The sequence below is a fragment of the Pseudomonas sp. NKUCC02_KPG genome, assembly GCF_019345465.1.
Classification (GTDB): Bacteria; Pseudomonadota; Gammaproteobacteria; order Pseudomonadales; family Pseudomonadaceae; genus Aquipseudomonas.
This window is the reverse complement of the sequence record NZ_JAHKRC010000001.1, coordinates 275,031-292,345: the sequence shown is the minus strand read 5'-3', so window position 1 is coordinate 292,345 and position 17,315 is coordinate 275,031. Positions and strand designations below refer to the sequence as shown.

The following is a 17,315-nucleotide window of genomic DNA, read 5'->3' as shown; positions in this document are numbered from 1 at the left end:
TGTTAATTCGGATCTTGAGGGTATGGTCATGACAACGCAAAACACTTCAGACAGCTCCACCCCCCCGCCAGCTGGCCTGGAAGAGAGGGATCCGGACACCGCGGGGCATGAGGTCACAACCTCTGAAAGCGACCTGCTTGCCCTCGAATCCCTGCAGGTGTTTCAAGCAGAGCTCGAACAGTCCGGTTACAGCTCGGTGTTTGAAGTGGCAGACAGTGGCCCCGAGGCCGGAACCCCGATGGTGCAGGGATTTGCGCGTAATCTTGAGCTCAACCAAACGGTGGATTTTTATGAGCAGGCGCAAGACCGTGCTGCATCTCTGTCCCGGCTCTATGCTCAACTGTGCTCACGCAGCGATCCGGCCATGCAGGCTGTGTCCAGGCTGGGTGTGCAATACGACAGTGCCTGGATGCAGCGTTCCCTTGGCGGTACTGGCAGCTATGACAGTTGGTTCGCGCCAGCCAGTGGCACCCGGTTTGCTCATCCGGACTCGGTCGGCTCATTGTTTTCCCCCGCCAGCTACTTGACCGACCTGTATCGCGTCGCCAAGCCGCTGCATCCGCCAACCCACGGCTTGCAGCTGAACCGACGGCGCCCGGACCTTGCCAATCTGGCCCTCAGCGAAGCCAACGTGCATGAAGAAGTCAGCACCCTGGCGCTGACCCTTGAGGTACTTGAGGCGGGTGTAGATGGCGATGTTGATGAGTTGCTGCGCACCTCCTTGTATCCGATGAACCTGCCGTATAACCATGCCAGCGAACAGATCCTGCAAGGCATGGCTGCACGTAAATCTAGCCCGGCCGAACTTTGGTCGGTATTTGGCGATTACGAAGATCAGGCATTGCGGCTGGATAGCACGCTGGCAAGTTGGGCAACCAGGATGCCGGCGGCTTATGCCCGTGATGCACTGGGCATGTCGCCGGACTTGTTAAAGATACTCACGGAAGCCAGGAATACCTCTGATTCAGGGGTTGCTAAATATTTTGGCCACTCTGGCCTAGTGTATTTGAGTTATGTGTCATCTCTGGAAAAAGCGCTTAAAATGCCAACGGAAACTATGTTGGTCGCGCTGGGAGCCGGACCGTTCTATGCCGTTACAGATCTGGGCAAGTTAGAACTTAAAGTTGATTCCGATCAGGTGTTGGAAGTTTCATATGCCGGCCCGCTGGGTGGCGGTCCGTTTCGCTGTAAATTCACAGACATGTCAATAACTGTTCGTAATGGAAATGAACTTTGGCTGTCGTTCACCTCAGTGTGCCTTGAAGGGAATGCGGACTATGTGATGTGGCTTGTGCAAACGGGTAATACCCAAGCGCATGCAACAGAACAACCCTCGACTGTGGAAACATCTCTGGCTCCAACCGAGGATCGTTATTGGAGTCAGTCACTGTCCATGACGACCGATCAGTACCAATTGCAGCCAGAGCCTTTTTATATACAGGGAGTCAATACAAGCACGGATGGTATTGACATACCATTGAGCGCTCCGATTAGAGTATTGGTCACTTATATACCGAGGATCATTCCACCTCAGATATACGGTGCTCGCTATATCAACGGCTGGGAAGACGGTACTGCTGCTCCCGCCAAGCCCTTATATATTTATATGGGCGCCGCCCTTGGGCATCCGGTTCCGGCGCCACCCAACGATCCGGCGACGAGTGGGCTATACAACCGTAATGGTCGTGCCTTTGAGCGTCTTAATCGCCTTGTTCGGCTGCAACGCCATGTGAAAGTTCTGTCCTTTGAACAACTGGACTGGCTCATCAGTCAGGCCAGCGACGATATTAGCGCTCACCCGCTTACGCAACCGTTGCAGGCGCTGGCGATCTATTTGCCATTGCGTCAGCGCTATGGCATGACCGTCGACAGCTTCGCCGCTTGCCTGGGTGTGCTTAATACCTTCAATGCCAGCGGCAAGACCTCGTTTTATACCAGCCTGTTTGGCGCAGATGACTTGATTGGTCAGCTCAATGTCGACTTCCAGCGCTCAACAGTAGATCAGGCCTCGCTGCGTGCTCGCGCCCGTTTGTGCCAGGGCCTGCAGATCGATGACGCCAGCCTTGTCCTGCTGGCACAGAACCTGCCAGGCATGGCCGGCAACATCTTGCCAGTATTGGGGCTGGAGCAGATTTCAGCGTTGTACCGGTTGGTGGCGATCCCACGCGTGTTTGGCCTGCGCGTGGTTGAGGCTGTGCATCTATGGGAGTTGCTGGGCGCACCCAATGCCATAGTCAGCGCTCTGGCCCAGCCCAGACCGAACCAGACTGCCCTTGCAGTGATGATTCGCACCGGCTACCTGGTCGACTGGATGCGAGCCCAACAGCTGGATGCCGCGCAGGTGATCGCCCTGACCAGTCGGCGTTATCCGGTGCAGAAAACACCTGAGCTGCAAGCCTTTATCGAAAATATCTACAGCACCCTGACCGGCCGTGAACCCGTGCCGTCGCAACTGCTGGCGGCAGAGGACGTGGTGTTGCGGGCGCAATTGGCGCGCCATATCGGTGCCGAGTTCGGCCTCAAGCCCAACATCGTCGATGCCATGCTGGTCTGGGTCGATGCGGTGGCCAAGGACATGGCCCCCACCCTGGATGGCTACGGCCTGTTGAGGTTCTGGGAAGACATCGAACGTATCTGCCTGGGTTTGGTCACGCTGGAGAACGTGCCTCAAGTGGTGCAGTACGCACACCTTTTGCGTCAGTTCGCCCAGGTCTGCAACTGGGCCCAGCTCGGTGAGCAGGATCTGGAGCTGCTGATGCCGGTGGCACAGAGCAGGCCTTCGGCGCTGACCGGCGCCAGCGTTGCGCCTTCGTTGACCCTGAACTTTTTGCTGTTGCTGTCACGCTATCGCCAGTGGCAACGCCAACTGGTGGGGCCTGTGGCCGAGGCACGGGGTTATTTGCAGCGCGCTGCCCAGGACCCGGTACTGACCCCGCAAGTCGCCGCGCAATTGCTTAGCGATCTGCAAGGCTGGGATTTGACCCAAACCCTTGAATTGATGGGCACCAGCGCACCGCGCCATTTTGTAGCGCTACAGCCCCTGCTGCAAAAAATGCAATTGAGCCGGCGCCTTAACCTGTCACCGACGGATTTGCTGTGGGCCGCAAAATTAACCGAAACCAACGCGCCTGCTCAGCCCATCCTCACCTTGATTGCCGCCAAAGTCATAGCCGCCGCACACGGCTAACCCGGGAGATAGCACCATGAACGAGAAACTGCTGGCCAGCCTGAACCAGTCCCGGCGCGATGCTTTGGTGCCTTATTACCTGAGGTATGTGATCCCCACCCGCGACCTCGGTGCATTGGCTGACAAAATCGTGACCGCCGAAGATCTATACGAGTACCTGTTGATTGACCCGCTGGTATCCGGCCAGATGAAAACCAGCCGTATCGCCGAAGCGGTGGCAAGCACCCAGCTGTATTTGCACCGTTGCCGCGAACAGCTGGAGCCGGGCACCGATTTAGCCAAGATGGCACAGGCCTCGCGTCCAAACGGTTATTTCAGTCGCTGGAGCGCCTATAACAAACGTTATTCCACCTGGTCCGGCCTGCAACGGCTGCTCTGCTACCCTGCCAGCTTTATCGACCCTGAACTGCGTTACAACAAGACGCAGTTGTTTCAGGAGATGGAGTCGGCAATCAATCAGGGGCGTATTACCGAGCAGCGCGTCGAGCAGGCGTTCAATCAGTACGTCAGCGGCCTGCGCACCGTACTGGATATTCGTTATGACAGTGGTTATCAGGTGGAACCGGCTGGCGAGCAGGGCGAAGCGTATTTTTGCGGCAGCATTCCCGGCACGCCTGGCGAATACTATTGGCGCAGGGTCGAGAAAACCGACTTGGGCACCACCGCCAAAGTCCGTAACCCGTCGTCATGGAGTGAATGGCTGAAGATTGATGCACCGCTGCAACCGCTTGAGGGGACGGTCCCTTCGATTGTGTACTTTGCCAATCGACTGCATGTGCTGTGCGTGCATGAATATGCCAAAGACGCCACGACGCGAGAAAGTGGCGGGGTGTTTGAAACTCAAGTTCAGATGGTTCGGGAGCTGCAGATCGCAACTCTGCGGCCCAGTGGGCAATGGCGCCTGCGTACCTGGCCTTTGGATAACGGACCCACAGGGGTTTTTGCCGCCGAATTAAGGCGCCAAACGCCCACGACGGTTGTACCGGAGTTGGGGGTTTTTCTTGTGACCCCGACGGGGATCAGCGTGTATCGATTTAGCAAGCTTTTACAGCTGATGGATTCAGCTGGGGAAGGCGCGACATTAAACTTTATTCACAATGATAAGAGCTTCAGTTATTGTACGGATATTCCCGTGCGCCAGCCGTTAATATTTACCCCCGGCATTCCAGCCGCTCAATATTCAGCAACCAGTACGTTCGAATACAATTACTCATCCACTAATTCGTTTATCTATTATGGGAATGTAAGGTTTATAAATGTGGATGGTAAATTAAGAGTGTCGATAGATGCCAAGGCAAGCAGAAATGCTCTTGGTGGGTACAGGCTTGTCATTAAGAAATTTGATGAGGCCTATTTTGGCAAGGAGTGCACGCCTAGTGAAAGTTTGACAACTTTCGTGTTTGACACGTCTTTATTATTTGCCAACTTTGTGTCGGATTTTTCGTATGATGTACAACTTGTAAACTCGTCGTACACCCGCAATGTAGATGTGGTGAGGAGTGCTCCAAGCACACCTGCCCAAATAACCAACTTCGACGCCACCCAACATTTGTGGATACCCACGGCTTTCAACAGCGTCGGCCGCACACAAATGCTCTACACAAAACCCAGCAATTCCAGTGAGTTCGTATTGACCACACTGGCCGGGCCAATGCTGGAACAAAAAATGCTGGAAGGTGTGGAGGCACTGCTTGCATGGGATGTGCAGACGCTCTTGGTCGACCCCAGTGATTACGGTGGGAATACTATTGCCCGAACAATCACATTCAATGGTGGGGTGGGGCTTTATACCTGGGAGCTGTTCTTCCACGCTCCGCTGTTGATTGCCAATCGTCTGTTGGCGGAGCAGCGCTTCGATGAAGCCGAGTTATGGTTCAAGCGCATTTTCGACCCGGCGGGCTATCGCAACGCCAACGGCGATTTGCAGATGGCCGGCAGTCAACCGCGCTACTGGAATGTACGGCCGTTGCAGGATGATACCAGTTGGAACCCGTCGTCCCCGGTGGATACCGATGACCCGGACGTGATCGCCGCCGCTGATCCCATGCACTACAAACTGGCGGTCTACCTGCGATCCCTGGAACTGTTGGCAGCTCGGGGTGACCAGCTGTATCGCCAGCAAACCCGCGACAGCCTGGGCGAGGCCCGTATGTGGTATGTACAGGCCCTGCAAATGCTCGGTCAGCGCCCGACTCTGCCGCTGGCCCTGGCGTGGGAATCGCCGACGCTGGAGGCCGCCAGTACTGCCGTCAATCAGCAATTGCGCCAGCTTGAGCTGTTGGTCGAGCAGCAGCCTGTACTGCTGGCATCTGCCTCGCGTCTGCAAACTGCGGTGCTTAACGGGCCGTTTCGTCCCCCGGTTGATACCGCGGTGCTGGACTGCTGGAGCCGTTTTGAAGGGCGTCTTTACAACCTGCGCAATAATTTGTCCATCGATGGTCAACCGTTGGTGCTGGCGTTGTTCGAGAAACCGACCGACCCTAGGGAGCTGCAGCAGGCGCGTCTGGCCGGCGATGGTGCTGGAGGCATGCAGGTGGGTGTTACGCCGCCATTGTGGCCGCAACGTTTCCTGATGCTGCTGGATCGGGCGCGCAATGCCGTGCAGCAAGTCATTCAGTTTGGCGCCAACCTGCAAGGTGTACTGGAGCGCCGCGACGCGGATGCGTTGAATGTGCTGCAACAAACACAGCAGGGCGGCCTGCTGGCCATGATGGGCGAAGTGCATGTGGCCAACCTGGCCTCCCTGGAACATACCCTGGCCGGGTTGCAAGGTAGTCATGCAGCGACCCTGGCGCGTCAGCAACATTATGATGCGCTGTCTGTGGAGAATATTTCCGCGAGTGAACAGCTTGCAATGGACCTGCGCAGTGAAGCGGTCTTTCTTGAAAGCAGCGCGGGCGTTCTACGCGTGACTGCCGGGGGGCTCAATCTGCTGCCCAATGTTGCGGGCATGGCAGTGGGCTGGGGCGAAGTCGGCGGCCTGGTCGATGCGTTCAGTGATGTGTTGCGCGTGAGTGCAAATGTGAAGAACGGCGAAGCGGTCAAGCTGGATAGCTCCGAGCAATATCGTCGTCGGCGTCAGGATTGGGATTTGCAACGTGAGCAGGCGCGGCTTGAGGGTGAGCAGATCACCACCCAGATCGCATCCCTTAACGAACAGATTGCGATGGCTAAAAAACAGCAACAACAGACTGAGCTGGAGCAAGCCTACAGCGCAGCGATACTGGAAATGCTGAGCACCCGGTTCACTGGCCAGGCCCTGTTCAACTGGCAGGCTGCGCGTCTGGCGACACTCTATTACCAGCTCTACGACACGGTGTCCGGGCTGTGCGCCCAGGCGCAAATCAGCTTGCGTTGGGAAACCCGGGACAATCGCAATTATCTGCGCCCCGGCAATTGGAACGACCTGTACCAGGGCCTGTTGGCCGGTGAGAGCCTGCTGCTGAGCCTGCAACAGATGGAGGCGGCTTATCTGCGCTGGGATCAGCGCACCCTGGAAGTGCGTAAAACGACCTCGTTGCTGGCGCTGGAGCCCTCAATGCTGCTGAGGATCAAGCAGGCACTGGCTTCGGAGACTGCGGGCATTGAGGCCGCAGGCACAAGCGCTGACAAGGTGCAGGTGGAGTTGGGCAGTGACAATAGCCTGACATTGACCTTCAGGCTGGATGACATGCAGATTCAGAACGATTATCCGGCCACCCTGAACCTGGGCACTGTGCGTTTGATCAAGACGCTTAGCGTGTCGCTTCCTGTCTTGCTGGGGCCGTATCAAAACGTGCAGGCGTTGCTGCGCTACGACAGTTCCCAGCAGTTGGCCGCGGGTTGCAAGGCGGTGGCGTTGTCCCATGGTCTGGATGACAGCGGCCAGTTCCAGTTGGATTTCAACGATGGAAAATACCTGCCGTTTGAAGGCTTGCCGATTGAAACGGGTACGTTCTCGCTGGTGTTTCCGAATGCAACCAGCAGCCAGCACGCGCTATTGCTGAGCATGAGCGATGTGATTCTGCATGTGGGTTATACGATTCGTTAGCCACAACAGGCGCGGGGGGAGGCTGCGTTCCAATCGCGGGCAAGCCCGCTTTAATGGGCTAGCGGACGATTTTATCGACATGGATGTCGAGCTTTTTCAGGCGATACCAGAAGCTGCGTTCTGATATCCCGATCAACTGCGCCGCTGCTGCCTGCACGCCATTGGCTTGTTGCAGGGCGGCAAGGATATACGCTTTTTCGACCTCGGCCAGTGCCGCTTCCAGATCGGGCGGCACATTCGGCCCCGGTGCGGGCAGGGTGCTGTTCTGGCCGGGCTGGGCGCTGAACAGGTAGGGCGGCAAGTCGCTGTCCTGGAGGATGCTGCTGTTGGCCACGATGGTGGCGCGCTCGACACAGTTTTGCAGTTCGCGAATATTGCCCGGCCAGTGATAGGCGGCCATTGCTTGCAAGGCGCCGGGGCTGAAACCGGTGATGCGTTTACCTGCGGTGGCACCCAGATTGTGGGCAAAGTGCCGCGCCAGCGGTGCGATGTCTTCAACCCGTTCGCGCAAGGCGGGCAGGGGGATCGGGAATACATTAAGGCGGTAGTACAGGTCTTCGCGAAACGTTTTGTCGGCCACGGCTTGCAGCAGGTTTTTGTTGGTCGCGGCGATCACCCGCACATCCACCTTGCGCTCTCGCGGATCCCCCACCGGCTCAATCACCCGCTCTTGAAGCGCCCGCAGGATCTTGGCCTGCAAGGCCAGGGGCATGTCCCCCACTTCATCGAGAAACAGCGTGCCCTTGTCGGCCTGCATAAAGCGCCCCACACGGTCGGCCACGGCGCCGGTAAAGGCGCCCTTGCGATGGCCGAACATCTCGCTTTCAAGCAGCCCTTCGGGAATCGCCGCACAGTTGACCGCGACAAAGGGTTTGTCTGCGCGACTGCCGTGTTTATGGATGGCGCGGGCGACCATCTCTTTGCCCGTGCCGCTTTCGCCGGTCAGCAGGATGGTGGCGCTGCTCTCGCGCACCGAGTCGATGGCTTGCAGCACCCGACGAAAGCTGGGGCTGTCGCCGATCAGGCTGTCGATGTGCTGGTGCTCGTCCAGTTCGGCACGCAGGCGTGCGTTGTCGCGCAAAATGTCGCGAAATTGCAGGGCCTTGCTGACGGTAATGTCCAGCTCGTCGATATCGAAGGGTTTGGCGATGTAGTCGTAGGCGCCGTTACGCATGGACTGTACGGCGTTTTTCACCGTGCTGTAGGCGGTCATGACGATGACCGGCAGCTGCGGGTAGCGCAGTTTGACCTCCGCCAGTAACTGCGGGCCGTCCATGCCGGGCATTCGCCAGTCGCTGATCACCAGGTCGATGTCTTCCTGCTCCAGAATCGCCAGCGCCTGCAGGCCGTTGCCCGCGGTGAAGACCTGAATGTCGTTTTGACTCAGTGCCGAGCTGAGCAGGTCGCAGAGCTTGGGTTCGTCATCGACCACCAGCACGTTATGACTCATGTCTTGCTTGCTCCGTGGGCAGGAATGTACAGGTTGAAGGTGGCACCGGCGTCTTTTTCGCTGATGCATTCGATGCGCCCATCGTGACTGTCCATGATGGAGAACACCTTGGCCAGGCCCAGCCCTGTACCTGAGGCTTTGGTGGTTACAAAGGGCGTGAAAATACGTTCGAGCATGTCCGGTGCGATCCCTTCCCCTGTGTCGGCAATGCCTATCACGGTGTAATCGTTTTCGCGGGAAATGTGCACTGTCAGGCAGCCGCCTTCTGGCATGGCGTCGATGGCGTTGATGATCAGGTTCAGGCACGCCTGTTTCAGTTGCCCGGCATCGGCATACAGGGTGGCCCCGGGTGCTTGATCGTCGATGCGGGCATCGATGTTATGGCTTTCCAGTTCCGGTTTGCAGAAGCCCAGGATGTCTTCAACCAAAGGCCGCGCAGCCTGTTGCGCACGCACGGGAGCGCTGGGCTTGGCGAAGTCGAGGAACTCGGTGATCAGGTCGTTGATCCGCGAGACTTCGCTGACCACGTATTCCAGGTGGCGCTTGTCGGTCTCGCCCAGGTCGGCGCGGCGGTGCAGCAGTTGGGTCGCGGTTTTGATAATGCCCAGGGGGTTGCGGATTTCGTGGGCCAGGCCCATTGCCACTTCTCCCAGGGCATGCAAGCGGTCGCGGCGGCGCAGTTGTGCTTCGAGATGATGCAACTGGTCCAGCCGTGCCGTCATGTGGTTGAAGGTGCTGCTCAGCTCGGCCAGTTCGTCGTTGCCTGATACGCCAACGCGCTGGTTGTAGTCCCCGGCAGTCACGGCGCGTACGCCTTCGGACAAGTCCCGTAGCGGTCGGGTCAGGCGCTCGGAGACCAGCCAGCCAACGGTCAGTGACAGCACTGAACCGAGCAGGAAGATCAGGGCGAACAGGTTGCTCTGGTTGACCAGCCCCACCAGGCTGGCATGGCGTAGCAGACCGCTGTAGATCACGCCTTGCAGTTCGCCGTTGTCGTTGAGAATGGGCCAGTACAAACCGCTGTAGCGGCTGGTGAACTGTTCGGTGGGCAAGCGGGTTTCGCGCAATATTTGCTCGATGGCCGGGGGCACCATCGGCTGGCGGTCTTCGAAGCGCTGGCTGGAGAAGATCTCGGCAAACCCTGCGGAATTAGACAGGTACAGGCGCAGGTCCAGGGAGTGAACATTGGCCACGCTGGTCAGAAAGCTGCTGTCCATGTAGGTGGCTACCAGCAGTTGGTAATCCGCCCCGTCCTGGCTGGTGGCAAAGGTCGAGACCACGGTGCCGGTGGGTACGCCGCCGACGTCGATGGTTTGCAGCACCGCATTGGGCGCCAGGCTGATCTGGTCGACGATGGTGTCACTGGCGGTGCTGAACACCACTTTGTGGTCGCTGTCGCGGATCAGGGCGACCACGTCGATGCCCATCGCGTCGGCGATATCGGCAGTCAGCCGGTCATGGCGGATGGCCTTGCTGGAAGACGGCGGGTGGGTGTATTGCAGGAACAGCTTGGCGGCCCGGGCATTGTCCGCCAGGATTTCGCTGATCTCGTCCTTGACGATTTTGGTCGACTCCTGCAACCAGACCCGCACGTTGCTATCGAAAATCTGCGACAGGGTGGTGGCGGCCAGTTCGGCGGCGATCATGGTCGGGATGACGCTGACCAGCCAGAACGCCAGCACCAGTTTGCGTTGCACGGTCCAGCGCGACACTTTGAAGGGGTGGGGCTGGCGCGGTGAGTCAGGCGTGGTGGGCATTAATACTCGCTTATCGCAGCCGCCAGGGCAGGGTCGTGGCGGTCAGGGCGGATGAACAGTTTGACCAGCTTGAGCAGGTTGTTGATCAGCCAGTTGCGATGCCGGAAATACAGTGTGTTGCCCTGAAAGGTACAGCCCAGGCGGATCTTGCTGGCGTAACCGGCCTGGCCGCATTCGTACAGGGCAATGTTGTGGTTGATGCAGTAATCGACATTGACCAGCCAGCTCCTGAAATACAGATTGTAGTCGCGGGTCAGTTCAAGGTCGTGGCCAAAAAACTTGTCGATCAGGCGGTGTTCATCGATCAGCACCAGATTGAACGCCACCAGTTGCTCGTCGAGCCAGTACAGCACGCACACTGCCCGGTCGCCCAGTTGTTGGAGGATACCCGTGAAATAAGTCGCGGGTAAGCGCTCCAATTGCAGGTCGCTGCGTGCCAGGCTGGCCGCGTAAAGGCGCATGACATCTGGCAAAACGTCGTCGATGGTGCTGCGCCACTCCACCCGCGGGCCGGGGTTGCGCAGTTTGCGGCGCATGTCTTTGCGGGTGGACTTGCCCAGTGAGCCAAGGTAGCCGTCCACCGAGCCGAAGGGCACCGCCAGGGTTGCGCTGGGCAGCCCCGGCATCGACTGAAAGCCTGCCGTCTTGCAGAGGTTGGCCCACTCATGGTCGTCGCTGGGCACGTCCTTGACCGCAATCAGGCCGATGCCCAGGCGGGCAGCGTCAGCCTGGGCCAGGGTCAGCAGCCGGGCGAGCAGGGCAGGGCGCTGCGCTTCCTGGATAACGCTGGCCGTCCCTGCACTGCATTGTTCGGTCAGCGGCGAGCCGATGGCGTACAGCTGCAGCTGCACCAGCCCCGGCAGCACGCGGTTGAGCTGTTCGGTAAAGCGCTTGGCGAGCCCTTGAACGGTGGTGTCGAGGCGATAGCAGGTGGTAAATGCGGTTGCCACGGCCAGCAGGGTGGGGCCTTCGAACAGCGTCAGATAACGCCATTCAAAGCCTTCAATCCCGGCTTCTTCGACGGCCACGATGTAGTCCCAATCCTCCAGAGCATCTGGAAAACAGTCATTCCAGGCTTCGCGGTCGATAGCCTGGATGGATGAAAAGGTGTGGGCGGTAATCATGGGCGTCCTTTGGCTCAGGCCTGCTGTCGATAGTCGACAGGAACCGGTACCGCGCGGCTGTTTTTCTTGATAAAGGCGTCACTGAGTTCGATCACGCGGCGGTACTGCAGGTCGACGGTGATCATGTGGTAGCAGTTGTCGAGCAGCACTTTGGTTACAGGCCCGCCCAGATGGCGCTCCACGTAATCGGCGTTCCAGCGGCTGGTGATGTCGTCCTCGATGGAGTGCAAAACCAGGGCTTTGGTGGTGATCGACGGCATGCGCTTTTTCACCACGGCATTCATCCGGTGCAATTCGCGCACGGTGATGCCCTGCATCGTCAACAGCCCGGCATTCGCGCTTTCTCCAGCGTGCATCTGGCGCTCGACAATGGCGCGCAAACGTTCGTTCTTGATGCCGTAAGGGGGTTTTTCTTCAAAATTGCACAGGTGTACGCCAAAGGGGATCGCCATCAGCAACGGGGTCAAAAAGGCCAGTTTGTGGATGCTCCAGCCGTCGTAACGCAAGGTGGTGGAGTACATCAACAGCCCGGCGACCTGGCCCGGGTGTTCGGAGGCCACGTACATCGACATGACCGCCCCCATCGACAAACCCCCGACAAAAACCTGCGAGTGACGCTGGCGGATCCCGGCGAAGGTTTTGCGCACGCCTTCGTACCAGTCCAGCCAGCCGGTGGCTTGCAGGTCGTCGTTGTCACCGCAGTGCCCGGCCAGGGTGGGGACGTACACCGTGCACGTCCCGTCCTTCGCCAGGCCCTGGGCCACCCGACGCAGTTCCGTCGGAGTGCCGGTGAGGCCGTGGATCAACAAGACCCCGACCTCACCCGTGCCGAGAACGAAACCGGCGTCGCCTTCGCCCAGATCGATCTCTGGCCCGTTCACCGTTTCATGGCCCGAGCCAGCAGGCGGTCGAGCAGGGCGATGCCCAGGTCGATTTCGGCGTAGCTGATTTCCAGGGACGGCGCCAGGGTGATCACGTTCTTGTAGTAGCCACCCACGTCCAGAATCAGACCCAGACGCTTGCCGTCGATTTCAATGTCGCCCTTCATGCCTTCTTCAACCATGAAGTCGAGGGTGGCCTTGTCCGGGGTGAAACCGTCCGGGCCGCAGATTTCGCAGCGCAGCGCCAGGCCCAGACCGTCGACGTCGCCGATGATCGGGTAGCGTTTTTGCAGGTCTTGCAGACCGTCCAGGAAGTACTTGCCCTTGGCCATGACCATCGCGCCGTAGTCGACTTCGCTGGTCATCTTGAACATTTCCAGGCCCACGGCGGTGCCCAGGGGGTTGGAGGCGAAGGTGGAGTGTGTCGAGCCCGGCGGGAAGATCTTCGGGTTGATCAGCTCTTCACGGGCCCAGATGCCGCCCAGCGGATTGAGGCCGTTGGTCAGTGCCTTGCCGAAGACGATCACGTCGGGTTTGACGTCGAAGTGCTCGATGGACCACAGCTTGCCGGTGCGCCAGAAACCCATCTGGATTTCGTCGACCACCATCAGGATGCCGTGCTGATCCAGCACGTGCTTGAGTTCGCTGTAGAAGTTCATCGGCGGGATGACATAGCCGCCGGTGCCCTGGATCGGTTCTACGTAAAACGCGGCGTATTCGCTCTGGCCGACTTTGGGGTCCCACACGCCGTTGTATTCGGTCTCGAACAGACGGGCGAATTGCTGCACGCAGTGGCTGCCGTATTCTTCCTTGGTCATGCCTTTTGGCCCACGGAAGTGGTACGGGAACGGGATAAAGTTGGCGCGCTCGCCAAAGTGGCCGTAGCGGCGACGGTAGCGGTAGCTGGAGGTGATCGACGAGGCGCCGAGGGTGCGGCCGTGGTAGCCGCCTTCGAAGGCGAACATCAGGCTTTTGCCGTTGCTGGCGTTACGCACCACCTTCAGCGAGTCTTCGATGGACTGCGACCCGCCGACGTTGAAGTGCACGCGGCCGTCGAGGCCGAACTTGTTTTTGGCGTCGACCGCGATGCGTTCCGACAACTCGATCTTGCCCTTGTGCAGGTACTGGCTGGCGATTTGCGGCAAGGTGTCGATCTGTTGTTTCAGGGCGTTGTTCAGGCGCGGGTTGGAGTAACCGAAGTTGACCGCCGAATACCACATTTGCAGGTCGAGGTAGGCCTGGTCTTCGGTGTCCCAGACGTAGGAACCTTCGCAGCGGCTGAAAATGCGCGGTGGTTCGATGTAGTGAACGGTGTCGCCGTAGGAGCAGTACTTGGCTTCTTTTTCCAGAAGGATCTGGTCTTCAGGGGTAGCGATTCGGATATCAGACATGATTGAAGAGTTCCTGCTGTTCACGAGAATAGTGGGGAGCGTTGGCGGCCGGGTTCGGCAATTTGGCGAGCAAGGCCGGCAGTTCGGCGAAAGAGTCAAAGCGTGCGTAGGGGATACCGTTGCGTTCGCAGTGTTCGGCCAGGCTGTCCTTGGCGAAGACGAAGTCGGCGCTGGAGGCCACGCACATGTCGGAGCGGCCATCGCCAATCACCAGCACGCGTTTGCCGCCGGGGGTGGATTTGCATTTGCAGTTGCCCGAGGCGGCCCGGCAGGTGTCGCTGGAGTACGGGAAGTCGATGCGCCAGCGGTTCTGGTCGACCTGACGCAGGCGGTTGGCAAGGATCGGCAACAGGCTCACGTAGTGGCGGGCCAGGATGCGGGCAATGCCTTGTTCGATGCCGTCACTGACCACCTCGATGGAGGCGCCCAGGCCGATGACGTGGTCAACGAAGTCGGGAAAGTGAGGGTCAATCTCAACGCTGTCGAAAAAAGCCAGCAGTTCGGCTGGCGTGGCCTTGACCAGCGACAGCTGGCGGCTCAGGCATTCACGCGAACCGATTTCACCCTGCACCCATTGATCTTCGATCGCTTCCCAGCTGGGGTCGGCGAAGCGTTGAAGAATGTTGTCGATGACGTCGGTGCGGGTAATGGTCCCGTCGAAATCACACACGATATGCCATTGCATCATCTGCATTGTCCTGTCGAAAAGACGCGCTTTTTGCGCTTGCCAGAGGACATAGCATTGACTGTGCCAATTATTAAAAGCCCCGTGGGCTATGGCTTTGCGCCGATTCGAAGGTGGCTTTCGAGTTTGAAGCTACAATTTTTGTAGCTTGCTACAAACAACATGAGTGCTTGCACAGGGCGAGCGAAAAAGGGATTGATGCGCCCATGAACCTCTATGGAACCTTCGTCATGAAAGCCCCGGTCCGTACTTTATTGCTGCTCACATTGTTGGGTGTCGGCGTGGGTGCCCATGGGGCAGACGGCCCGAGCGGGGAAGTGGGCGTGGGGATTGGCTATCAGCCCTATGATCCAAGCGCCAGCCGCTATCAGGTGGTGCCGTTGCCGTATTTCGATGTGGACTGGGGCGATGTCAGTCTCAATACCGATGACGGTCTGACCTGGAGTGCCTTCAAGGCCGACGGCTGGAGCGCGGGCCCCTTGCTCAACTACGTCTCGGGACGCAATGCCAATGGTTCGTTGCGGGGCCTTCGCGATGTGCCGGACATGGCCCTGCTGGGCGGTTTTGTGCAGTACAGCCCGACCGACTTCTGGCGCGTGTATGCACAACTCGGGCAGGCGGTGGGCGGCGCGGGCGGTCAGGGCGGGGTGCTGGGTCAGGTCGGGGGCGAGCTGGGTTATCCGCTGGGGCTGGGGATTATCGGCAGCAGCCAGTTGGCGGTACATTTTGCGGATGGCCGACAGATGTCGACGTTCTTTGGTGTCAGCGACAGTGAAGCCCAGGCGTCGGGGATTTCCGCATACAAGGCCAGTGGCGGGTTGCAGAATGTCACCCTGACCCAGAACTTCGAGTTTCCCCTGGCGCAACACTGGTCGCTGGTGACCAGCGCCAGTTGGGTTCATCTGCTGGGCTCGGCGGCGGACAGCAGTATCGTGCGCGAGCAGGGAGATGTGAATCAGGGCTCGGTGCAGATCGCGGTGAGTTACAAGTTCTAGATCCCTCCCCTGTATCGCGGGCAAGCCCGCTCCCACAGAGGGCTGAGCTATGGCTCACCCTCCGCCAGCAGCGCAATCCCGCCAATGATCACGGCAACGCCGAGCCAGTGCAGGGCGCTGATATGTTCGCCCAACCCCAGCCACGACCCCAGCAGAACCCCCACAAATACCAGCGAGCTGAGCGGGAACGCCAGCGACAGGCTGCTGCGGCGCAGTATCAGCATCCACACAAAAAACGCCCCGATGTAACAGGCAATAGCCACCCACACGCCGGGGTTGAGCATCACGGCTTGCAGCCATTGCAGGCTGAAATCCATCTGCCCCAGTTGATCGCCGCCGACCTTGGTCGCAATCTGCCCGCTGCTTTCGAGGGCAATTAACAGCGCCCACAGCACCACAGTTCCCAGACGGCCATGCAGCCAGCCGTTGTCTGCGATTTTCAGGGTTTCAGTGTTGTCCATTGTTCTTCTCCTCAAGCCCCGGCGATGCAGACCAGCATCACGCCAAGGGTAATCACCAGGGTGCCCAGCCAGCGCCGGCGGCTCACGTGTTCGCCCAGGAACACCTTGCCGGCGAACACCGCGCCGCAGTACGCCAGTGCGGCAGCCGGGAACAGCACACTCAGGGGCGCCCGTGACAGGGCCTCCAACCAGACGAAAAACTCGATGACGTAAGCGCCGATCCCGACCCACAACATGGGGGCATTGAACACCTGGCCCCAGAATGCGTTGAGGCGAAAACCGCCTTCCAGTTCCGGCAGGCGGTCCAGGCCGATCTTGAAACACAGTTGGCCCATGACATCGAGCACGATGGAAAACGCCACCAGGGCAATCACGGTCAAGGTCACGGGAACAGTTCCTCAAACAGAGCGATCAGCGCCTCATTGGTGGTTGAGTTGCGCAGCAAGTCGCTCTCGCTCCAGCGTTCAGGGGCTGGCTGATCGGACCTGGCCTCCCAGCGCTTGAGCAGGTTGCGGTGCGGTGCCCTGGCGAATTCGCCGCACACATCGATGCCCAGCACCCGCTTGCTGGCGGCCAGGGCCCGGATGGCCTGGAGCAGGTGGGTCAGGCGCATGCCGCCCTGATCCCAGTTGGTGGCGGCGTCTTCGCTGGCGAGAACATCCTTGTCCAGGGTGATCCAGATCGCGTCGGTGGGCAGGCTGCGGATCAGCTCGGCGAGAAAGGTTGGCCAGTCCTGATCGGCAAGATTGCGCCAGTGCAACAGGTTTTCGTGCTGCTCGTGCCCCGCGCCGTCGCCGATTCGGCCCCAGACTTTGGTGGGGGGATGCTGCCAGGGGAATAGCTGCAAATCACCACGGCGCAGGGCCCCGAGGTTGCCGCCCTTGAATTGCGGGTTTTGCAGGTCGTCGCTGCACGGGCCGAGGGTGACGATGCGTTTGATATTCGGCAGTTTCAGGGCGCGATTCACCCACGAACCGCAATGGCGACGGGGGGCAAAGCGTACCCAGTCAGGGTGGTTGTCGAAGTGGATCAGAGTGACAGGTTCGGGCAAGTCGGCGAGCAGGGCCGGGGTCAGGTGATGATAGTCGCCGGAGCCGATGAAGAAGATTTCAGGCCGCAGGGCCTGGCGTCTCGGCCTTTGCTGCAGGCGCTGGGCGAAACGCCGGTAATTGCGTTCGGTGGACCACAGGCGCAATTGCGGGCCCAGTTCGAGCAGGTCCAGGCGTGTAGCGCGACCATCGGTCAGACGCTGCATGATCGGTGTTTGTGAGGTCAGGCTGTGATCAAGATCGAGAATATTCAACGTGTCATTTACCCCATTCAATCGCCGCCGATCCAGGCAGGGCGGGCTTCA

General features: G+C 59.2%; 12 protein-coding genes. 3 read left to right on the top strand and 9 right to left on the bottom strand.

All coding sequences use genetic code 11. The annotated features are described in order from the left end of the window. Window positions 1–28 precede the first annotated feature (28 nt). Entirely contained in the window at window positions 29–3,187 is a 3,159-nt protein-coding gene (locus KO536_RS01345) for a Tc toxin subunit A (protein WP_219260820.1), read from the top strand. A 16-nt stretch (window positions 3,188–3,203) separates the two neighbouring features. Then, window positions 3,204–7,217, top strand: coding sequence for a neuraminidase-like domain-containing protein (locus tag KO536_RS01340; protein ID WP_219260819.1), 4,014 nt, complete (start codon window positions 3,204–3,206; stop codon window positions 7,215–7,217). Window positions 7,218–7,275: 58 nt separating this feature from the next. On the opposite strand, the gene KO536_RS01335 is transcribed toward KO536_RS01340, so the two are convergent. From KO536_RS01335 to KO536_RS01310, 6 genes are read right to left on the bottom strand one after another with little or no spacing between them, the layout of a single operon-like run. Continuing rightward, window positions 7,276–8,667: a sigma-54 dependent transcriptional regulator gene (locus tag KO536_RS01335; RefSeq protein WP_219260818.1), complete on the bottom strand. Its 1,392-nt coding sequence runs from the start codon at window positions 8,665–8,667 to the stop codon at window positions 7,276–7,278. Continuing rightward, complete coding sequence (locus KO536_RS01330) at window positions 8,664–10,424, bottom strand: ATP-binding protein (protein WP_219260817.1); 1,761 nt, start codon at window positions 10,422–10,424, stop codon at window positions 8,664–8,666. Before KO536_RS01330 ends, KO536_RS01335 begins: the two co-directional genes overlap by 4 nt. Beyond that, window positions 10,424–11,548 (bottom strand): GNAT family N-acetyltransferase, encoded by a 1,125-nt coding sequence (locus KO536_RS01325; protein WP_219260815.1) that lies wholly within the window; start codon window positions 11,546–11,548, stop codon window positions 10,424–10,426. Before KO536_RS01325 ends, KO536_RS01330 begins: the two co-directional genes overlap by 1 nt. A gap of 14 nt (window positions 11,549–11,562) precedes the next feature. Beyond that, a complete protein-coding gene (locus KO536_RS01320; RefSeq protein WP_219260813.1) occupies window positions 11,563–12,429 on the bottom strand; it encodes an alpha/beta fold hydrolase in 867 nt (288 codons plus the stop codon). Then, window positions 12,426–13,820, bottom strand: coding sequence for an aspartate aminotransferase family protein (locus KO536_RS01315; RefSeq protein WP_133075904.1), 1,395 nt, complete (start codon window positions 13,818–13,820; stop codon window positions 12,426–12,428). The genes KO536_RS01320 and KO536_RS01315 overlap by 4 nt, the downstream gene beginning before the upstream one ends. After that, window positions 13,813–14,508, bottom strand: coding sequence for an MtnX-like HAD-IB family phosphatase (locus KO536_RS01310; protein ID WP_219260812.1), 696 nt, complete (start codon window positions 14,506–14,508; stop codon window positions 13,813–13,815). Before KO536_RS01310 ends, KO536_RS01315 begins: the two co-directional genes overlap by 8 nt. A gap of 203 nt (window positions 14,509–14,711) precedes the next feature. Here KO536_RS01310 and KO536_RS01305 point away from each other — a divergent pair, with 203 nt between their 5' ends. Continuing rightward, window positions 14,712–15,500 (top strand): MipA/OmpV family protein, encoded by a 789-nt coding sequence (locus KO536_RS01305; protein WP_374105680.1) that lies wholly within the window; start codon window positions 14,712–14,714, stop codon window positions 15,498–15,500. Window positions 15,501–15,547: 47 nt separating this feature from the next. On the opposite strand, the gene KO536_RS01300 is transcribed toward KO536_RS01305, so the two are convergent. The 3 genes from KO536_RS01300 to KO536_RS01290 are packed head-to-tail and all read right to left on the bottom strand — an operon-like array spanning window position 15,548 to window position 17,264. After that, window positions 15,548–15,961, bottom strand: a complete 414-nt coding sequence (locus KO536_RS01300) for an EamA family transporter (RefSeq protein ID WP_133075902.1) — start codon at window positions 15,959–15,961, stop codon at window positions 15,548–15,550. A gap of 11 nt (window positions 15,962–15,972) precedes the next feature. Continuing rightward, on the bottom strand, window positions 15,973–16,347 hold the full coding sequence (locus tag KO536_RS01295; protein ID WP_133075901.1) for an EamA family transporter: 375 nt from the start codon (window positions 16,345–16,347) through the stop codon (window positions 15,973–15,975). Beyond that, window positions 16,344–17,264, bottom strand: coding sequence for an arginase (locus KO536_RS01290; protein ID WP_133075980.1), 921 nt, complete (start codon window positions 17,262–17,264; stop codon window positions 16,344–16,346). Before KO536_RS01290 ends, KO536_RS01295 begins: the two co-directional genes overlap by 4 nt. Between the last annotated feature and the right edge of the window lie 51 nt (window positions 17,265–17,315).

Bases quoted from the DNA above. Each gene is read 5' to 3' on its own strand.
- KO536_RS01325 (WP_219260815.1), bottom strand. From the start codon at position 11,548: ATGATTACCGCCCACACCTTTTCATCCATCCAGGCTATCGACCGCGAA.
- KO536_RS01335 (WP_219260818.1), bottom strand. From the start codon at position 8,667: ATGAGTCATAACGTGCTGGTGGTCGATGACGAACCCAAGCTCTGCGAC.
- KO536_RS01310 (WP_219260812.1), bottom strand. From the start codon at position 14,508: ATGATGCAATGGCATATCGTGTGTGATTTCGACGGGACCATTACCCGC.
- KO536_RS01305 (WP_374105680.1), top strand. From the start codon at position 14,712: ATGAACCTCTATGGAACCTTCGTCATGAAAGCCCCGGTCCGTACTTTA.
- KO536_RS01330 (WP_219260817.1), bottom strand. From the start codon at position 10,424: ATGCCCACCACGCCTGACTCACCGCGCCAGCCCCACCCCTTCAAAGTG.
- KO536_RS01345 (WP_219260820.1), top strand. From the start codon at position 29: ATGACAACGCAAAACACTTCAGACAGCTCCACCCCCCCGCCAGCTGGC.
- KO536_RS01300 (WP_133075902.1), bottom strand. From the start codon at position 15,961: ATGGACAACACTGAAACCCTGAAAATCGCAGACAACGGCTGGCTGCAT.
- KO536_RS01315 (WP_133075904.1), bottom strand. From the start codon at position 13,820: ATGTCTGATATCCGAATCGCTACCCCTGAAGACCAGATCCTTCTGGAA.
- KO536_RS01340 (WP_219260819.1), top strand. From the start codon at position 3,204: ATGAACGAGAAACTGCTGGCCAGCCTGAACCAGTCCCGGCGCGATGCT.